This window comes from Kitasatospora sp. NPDC101176, from assembly GCF_044768035.1.
Lineage (GTDB): Bacteria > Actinomycetota > Actinomycetes > Streptomycetales > Streptomycetaceae > Kitasatospora.
Genome location: NZ_JBIWPA010000016.1, coordinates 112255 through 118494 on the forward strand (window position 1 = coordinate 112255; position 6240 = coordinate 118494).

Genomic DNA, 6240 nt, shown 5'->3' on the forward strand with positions numbered 1-6240 from the left:
CCGTGGTGGGCGGCGCCGTGGTCGGGGTGGCGGTCGGCGTGGGGGTGCTGCCGCCGGGGCCGGTGAGCGACACGTCGTCCGCGTAGTACGCGGGCTGCCCGTACCAGCCGTGCAGGTAGACGGTGACGGAGGTGGTGCTCGGCCCGGTGCTGAAGCCGACGCTGAGCTGGCCGTACGTCGCGCTGTTCGGCGTCCAGGTGGACTGGGCGCCGGACAGGCCGGTGCCGGTGGCGCCCAGGTAGACGTAGCTGCCCTGGACGTAGGCGCTCAGCGTGTACTGGGAGTTGGGCTGCACGCTGACGGTCTGGGTGCACTGGGCGCTGTCCTGGCCGGACGGCGTGGCCCTGAGCGCGGAGGCCCCGGAGTGGACGGGCGACGTGACGGCCGCGCCGGACCCGCCGGTGCAGGTCCAGTCGGAGAGTCCGGTCTCGAAGCCGGGGTTGGCCAGCAGGTTGGGGGTGGCGGCACCGGCCGTGACGGTGCCGGCCACGGCGAGGCCCGCGCCGACGACGGCTGCGGCGCTCACCCCGGCCAGGGTGCGCCGGAGGACGGTCGGCCCGGGCCCGGAGCGGCCGGCGGTGCGGTTCGCCCGCGCGGCGCGCTCGACGCCCGCCCGGTGCGGGCGGGGAGCCCCGGGCGGCTCGGCGCCGGCCTGGGCACCGTCGGGGCGGACGGGGTCCGGACCGGGGTGGAACCCGCCCGACGGGCGTGGAGTGCGCGACCTCCGACGGAACATGCTGTGCTCCCTTCCCGCCGAGCGTCATGGACATGACCGACGCGTGGGGGCGTGACGCCCGGCTCTGGGTGAGGTGGGGGGACATGTGGGGCTGTGCCGGACCGGATCGTAGGAGGGGTCGCAAGGCCGGGTCAATAGGTCTGGACCAATTGCGGGCAGGGTGGCCCGTTCCGGCGAACGACGCGCACACCGACGGGACCGTTGCCTCCGGCCCGTCCTGACGTCAGATCAGGTCTCCGCCGAGCCCCGGTGTCCCCTTGAGGCGCTGGTAGAGCACGTGGTGGGAGTGGCGCCTGCGGGTGACCAGCCCGGCCCGGTGCAGGATCTGAAGGTGGTAGGAGACCGTCGCCGGGCTCAGGTACAGCCGCTGGGCGAGCTCCGCGGTGGACCGGGGGTGGCCGAGCTCGGCCAGGATCCGCGCCCTCGTCGCGCCGATGAGCCTCGCCCCGCCCGCCGGCGCCAGGCAGTCCGCGGGGGCCGCGGGATAGACGATCAGCGGGGTGCGGGGTGCGGGGGCGCCCGGCGGCTCACCCGCGCAGAAGATCGCCTGGTTGGCGAAGACGCTCGGCACCAGGATCACCGCGTCGGCCCGCAGCGTCAGGCCGTGCGGACTGCCCGGGCGGAGCCGGACCGTCAGTTCGCCGTCGCGCCACGCCAGGTTCGGGGCCAGCCGGTTGAGGGTGGCGGCGAGCCCGTGGTGCGCGATGTCGGTGGCCCGGGCGCTGACGTCCGCCTCCAGCCGGGCCCGGATGCCGGGCCAGGACGGCGCGAGGGCCGCGCGCCAGAACTGCGTCATCTCGTCCGCGAGGCGGTGCGCCAGGTACTGCTCCCCGCGTTCGAGGGCCCGGTGCAGCAGCCGCGGCGACGGTCGGTCCGAATCCGGGTCCCACGCATGGCCGTTGACGGCCAGCCCCAGCTCGTAGCCGATCCGTTCCGGCGGGGTGGTGACGACCCGGTGCAGGGCCGCGTCGAGGCTCGTCTCGAAGCCCTGCGACTCCGGCCGCAGGAAGTCCGGGGCGTAGCCGCACGGCCCGCCGCCGCCCACCACGCCCAGCAACCCGAGCCGCTCCTGTGCCAGCGCCTCCCCGGCCCGGGCCCGCCACTCGGCGCTGAGCACCTTCGGCGTCCGCCCGAAGGCGTAGAGCAGGTCCTTCGCCGAGTCCAGCGGGGACACCGCGAACCTGACGCTCCCCAGACCCTCGGCGCCCAGGCTGATCCGTATCACGGGCCGTACCCCCTCCGCACCGGCATCCGAAAGCCATCGAATCACTCGACCGGCCCGAACGGCCCGGGATTCCCTGGATTCACCGCGCCAGCCCGGCACCCCGTCGAAGGGAACCACGACCATGACCACCCGCAGGACGCTCGCAGCGGCGGCCCTCGCCGCCACCACCCTCGCCACCCTCGCGCTCGGTGCCGGGGTGCCGGGGCGGCGCCCCGGGCGGTGCGTCAGACGGCGGGACCGCCGGTGACCAGGGCCGTGATGGCGTCCCGGAGGTCCGGGCCGAGCTCGCCCCAGCCCTCCTTGTAGCCGTAGACGCCGGCCAGGGTCCGGGCCTCGTAGTCGCCGTTCATGATCTCGACGTCGTCGGGCGTGATGAGCGCAGGGTGGGCGACGCCGACGGCACCCGAGACCTTCAACAGCTCCTTGCGCAGGGTGCGCAGGTAGACGGCGGCCCGGGTGGCCTTGGAGGCCGGGTCGAGGCCGCGGGCCAGCCACGGGTTCTGGGTCGCGATGCCGGTGGGGCACTTGTCGGTGTGGCACTTCTGCGCCTGGATGCAGCCGATCGACAGCATCGCCTCACGGGCCACGTTGATCATGTCGACGCCCAGGGCGAAGGCCACGGCGGCGTTCTCGGGCAGGCCGAGCTTGCCGGAGCCGATGAAGGTCAGCTCGTCGGTGAGCCCCAGCTCGGCGAAGGTCCCGTAGACCCGGGAGAAGCCCATCCGGAAGGGCAGCGACACGGAGTCGGCGAACATCCGCGGCGCCGCGCCGGTGCCGCCCTCCCCGCCGTCGACCGTGACGAAGTCGACCCCGCGGTCACCGCGCGCCATCAGCGTGGCCAGCTCCTGCCAGAAGCCCGCCTCGCCCACCGCGCTCTTGACCCCGACCGGCAGGCCGGTCTCGGTGGCGAGCAGCTCGACGAAGTCGAGCATCGAGTCGACGTCGCCGAAGGCGCTGTGCCGCGACGGGGAGGCGCAGTCCTCGCCGACGGGGATGCCGCGGATCGCGGCGATCTCCGGGGTCACCTTGGCACCCGGCAGCATCCCGCCGAGCCCCGGCTTGGCGCCCTGGGAGAGCTTGATCTCGATCGCCCTGACCGGGGCGCCGGCGACGACCTCCTTGAGCTTGTCGAGGTTGAAGCTGCCGTCCTCGTTGCGGCACCCGAAGTACGAGGTGCCGAGCTGGAGGACGAGGTCGCCGCCGTTGCGGTGGTACGGCGAGAGGCCGCCCTCGCCGGTGTTGTGCAGCGTGCCCGCGAGCGCCGCCCCCTTGTTGAGGGCCGTGACGGCCGCGCCGGAGAGCGAGCCGAAGCTCATCGCCGAGATGTTCACCACGCTCGCCGGCCGGAACGCCCGGGCGCGGCCGCGCGGCCCGCCCAGCACCTTGGCCGAGGGCAGCGGGGCCTGCGGGTCGTGGGTGTCGGGCAGGGCGCCGGCGAAGGTCCGCTGCTTCAGGTAGGCGTGCCCCTGCACGTGCTCGACGTCGAGCTCCGTCCCGAAGCCGAAGTAGTTGTTCTGCTCCTTCGCCGACGCGTAGATCCAGGTGCGCTGGTCCCGGCTGAACGGGCGCTCCTCCTCGTTGGAGGTCACGATGTACTGCCGCAGCTCCGGCCCGATCCGCTCCAGGAGGTAGCGGGCGTGCCCGACCACCGGGAAGTTCCGGAGCAGCGCGTGCCTCTTCTGGGTGAGGTCGCGGGCGGCCAGCAGGGCCACCGCCGTCGCGGCGGCGGCAGCGCCGATCTTCCGGGCTTGCATGGACGGTCCTCCTCGGTGCACGACCCCGTCGCCGTGCGGTGGAGTCGCTGTGTCCTGTCGGGCGGTGGACGGCGGGCACGGGACCGGGCAGGCGGCAGCGTCCGTCGAAGAATGCGACACGATGGTAGAAGGCCGACCGAACGGGCGTGCGGCCAGGGTCCGCTCCGGGCCGCGGACCGCCCCCGGCGGGGCCCCGACCACCCCCGGTGGGGCCGCGGACGCCTGGCGTTCCGGTGCCCAGCAGACGGCATTCAGCCGGCGTACACGCCGTTTCAAGCTTGTGACATCAGAGTTCGGCCTCGTGCCTACCTCACACTCGCGTGCCGGCGTCGCCTCCGTGTGCGCCGCGGCTTTGACGTTCTCAGGACTGGTCGCCACCGGGCTCGTCGCCGCGCAGCCCGCGGCCGCCGCGGACCCGGCCGGCTACCAGAACGTTCGGATCAACGAGGTCACCTCGTCGAACAACGACACCGTGGAGCTCTTCAACACCGGCTCGACCGCCGTGAGCATCAGCGGCTGGACGATGTCGGACGACGGCTTCTCCCCGCAGTCGTTCAGCCCGTCCTCCACCACCATCGCGGCCGGCGGCTTCGTCACCTTCAACTCCCCCAAGGGGCTGGGTGACTCGGACAAGCTGGTGATCTACACCGCCGACGGCACCGTGGTCGACCGCGTCGACTGGGCCTCCGGCGCGGCGAAGCCCGCGATGGCCCGCTGCGGCGGCGACGGCACCGGCGCGTGGGTGACCACGACCACCGCGACGACCTTCGGCAGCGCCAACGCCCCGGGCTGCCCGTCCTCCCTCCCGGCGGCGAGCCGCATCCGGATCAACGAGGTCACCTCGGACGGCGCCGACACCGTCGAGCTGTACAACGGCGGCACCAGCGCCGTCGGCATCGGATCGTGGAAGTACGTCGACAACGACACCACCCACGCCCCGGTCTCGATCTCGTCCTCCTCGCCGAGCGCCACCAGCATCCCCGCGGGCGGCTACGTCACCTTCAACTCCACCCTCGGGCTGGGCGACAACGACTCCGTCCTGCTCCTCGACGGCAACGGCACCACCGTCGACTCGGTGACCTGGGCGACGGGCGGCGCCAAGCCCTCGGACGAGCGCTGCGCCAACGGCACCGGCTGGTTCCGGACCGCCGTGACCGCGACGCCCGGCGGCGCCAACTCCTGCACGGGAGCCGGTGGCGGCGGTGGCGGCGGACAGACCGGCCACCTGCTCGGCGGCGGCGGCGCGCTCACCAGCGGCTGCACCCCCGAGGCCCCCGGCGGTACGGGTTCCACCCCGGCCGGCACCCTGGCCTGGCCGGGCGGCCTGGACGTCACGATCGCCGACAACGTCTGCGCGTTCACCACCTCCACCGGCCCCGAGGGCCGTGACCTGAGCGGCCTGGCCTTCGACCCGGCGAACCCGTCCGTGCTGTGGGCCGCGAAGAACAAGAACTGGCTGTACAAGCTGGTCAAGAGCAACGGCAAGTGGGTCCCGGACCCGTCGTGGAGCGCGACCGGCAAGCAGATCCGCTTCGCGGGCGGCACCGGCCAGCCCGACTCCGAGGGGCTGACCGTCGGCGCCAACGGCCACGTCTACGTGACCTCCGAGCGCGACAACGGCAACAACACCGTCCCCAAGGACACGATCATGGAGTTCGACCCGGCCGCGACCGGCTCGACGCTCACGCCGATCCACCAGTGGGACATGACCTCGCAGTTCCCGCAGCTCGACACCGGCAGCAAGGACGACGCCAACCTGGGCTTCGAGGGCGTCGGCTACGTGCCCGACAGCTGGCTGACCGCGAACAGCTGGGTCGACCCGCTCACCGGTGCCGCCTACAACCCGGCGAACTACCCGCTGCACGGCGCGGGCCTGTTCTTCGCCGGCCTCGAGTGGGACGGCACGCTGCACGTCTACGGCCTCAACTCCGACGGCACCTTCACCACCTTCGGCACGGTCGCCACCGGCAAGGTCTCCGTGATGGACGTGACCTTCGACGCCGGGACCCAGCGCATCGTGGCGACCTGCGACAACACCTGCGGCGAGACGCACACCTTCCTGAAGGTCAACGCCTCCGGCGCGATCGTCCCGGACGTGACCTACACGAACCCCGCCGTCATGCCGGTCGACAACCTGGAGGGCTTCGCGCTCGCGCCGACCTCCACCTGCGTCAACGGCTTCCGCGAGGCGGTCTGGAGCGACGACGGCATCTACGGCTTCGGCTCCGGGACGTCCTCCTACGGGCACTCGCTCTACAGCGGCACCTTCCCCTGCTGAACCGTCCGACCGCCGAGTGAGCGGCGCGGGAGCCCGTCGGGCACCCGCGCCGCGCGCAGTTCCGGAGCTCCCGGCAGACGGGGTCACGACCGCGGCCGTCCCCGTCCGGCGGGAGCTTCGCCGACGGGTTGACGGGCACCGGAACCGGGGCCGGGCCCCCCCCCCCGGGGCCGGGCCCCCCCCCCCCCCCCGGGCCGCCCCCCCCCCCCCCCCCCCCGGGGCGGGCGGCGGGGGGGCCCCCCCCCCC

General features: G+C 73.7%; 4 protein-coding genes and 1 pseudogene. 2 read left to right on the forward strand and 3 right to left on the reverse strand.

The window, feature by feature from the left end; genetic code table 11:
• Positions 1 to 115: 115 nt before the first annotated feature.
• Together ACIRS1_RS22180 and ACIRS1_RS22185 are read right to left on the reverse strand one after the other, a co-directional pair.
• Positions 116 to 736, reverse strand: a pseudogene (locus ACIRS1_RS22180) (carbohydrate binding domain-containing protein); the annotation flags it as partial.
• Positions 737 to 959: 223 nt separating this feature from the next.
• Entirely contained in the window at positions 960 to 1961 is a 1002-nt protein-coding gene (locus ACIRS1_RS22185) for a helix-turn-helix domain-containing protein (RefSeq protein ID WP_402842471.1), read from the reverse strand.
• Positions 1962 to 2082: 121 nt separating this feature from the next.
• Here ACIRS1_RS22185 and ACIRS1_RS22190 point away from each other — a divergent pair, with 121 nt between their 5' ends.
• Entirely contained in the window at positions 2083 to 2208 is a 126-nt protein-coding gene (locus tag ACIRS1_RS22190; protein WP_402842474.1) for a hypothetical protein, read from the forward strand.
• Here the strand turns inward: ACIRS1_RS22190 and ACIRS1_RS22195 are convergent.
• On the reverse strand, positions 2186 to 3715 hold the full coding sequence (locus ACIRS1_RS22195; protein ID WP_360221256.1) for an FMN-binding glutamate synthase family protein: 1530 nt from the start codon (positions 3713 to 3715) through the stop codon (positions 2186 to 2188). The two genes, ACIRS1_RS22190 and ACIRS1_RS22195, sit on opposite strands and share 23 nt — an antisense overlap.
• Before the next feature lie 352 nt (positions 3716 to 4067).
• Here ACIRS1_RS22195 and ACIRS1_RS22200 point away from each other — a divergent pair, with 352 nt between their 5' ends.
• Positions 4068 to 5993, forward strand: coding sequence for a lamin tail domain-containing protein (locus ACIRS1_RS22200; RefSeq protein ID WP_402842478.1), 1926 nt, complete (start codon positions 4068 to 4070; stop codon positions 5991 to 5993).
• Positions 5994 to 6240: the final 247 nt, after the last annotated feature.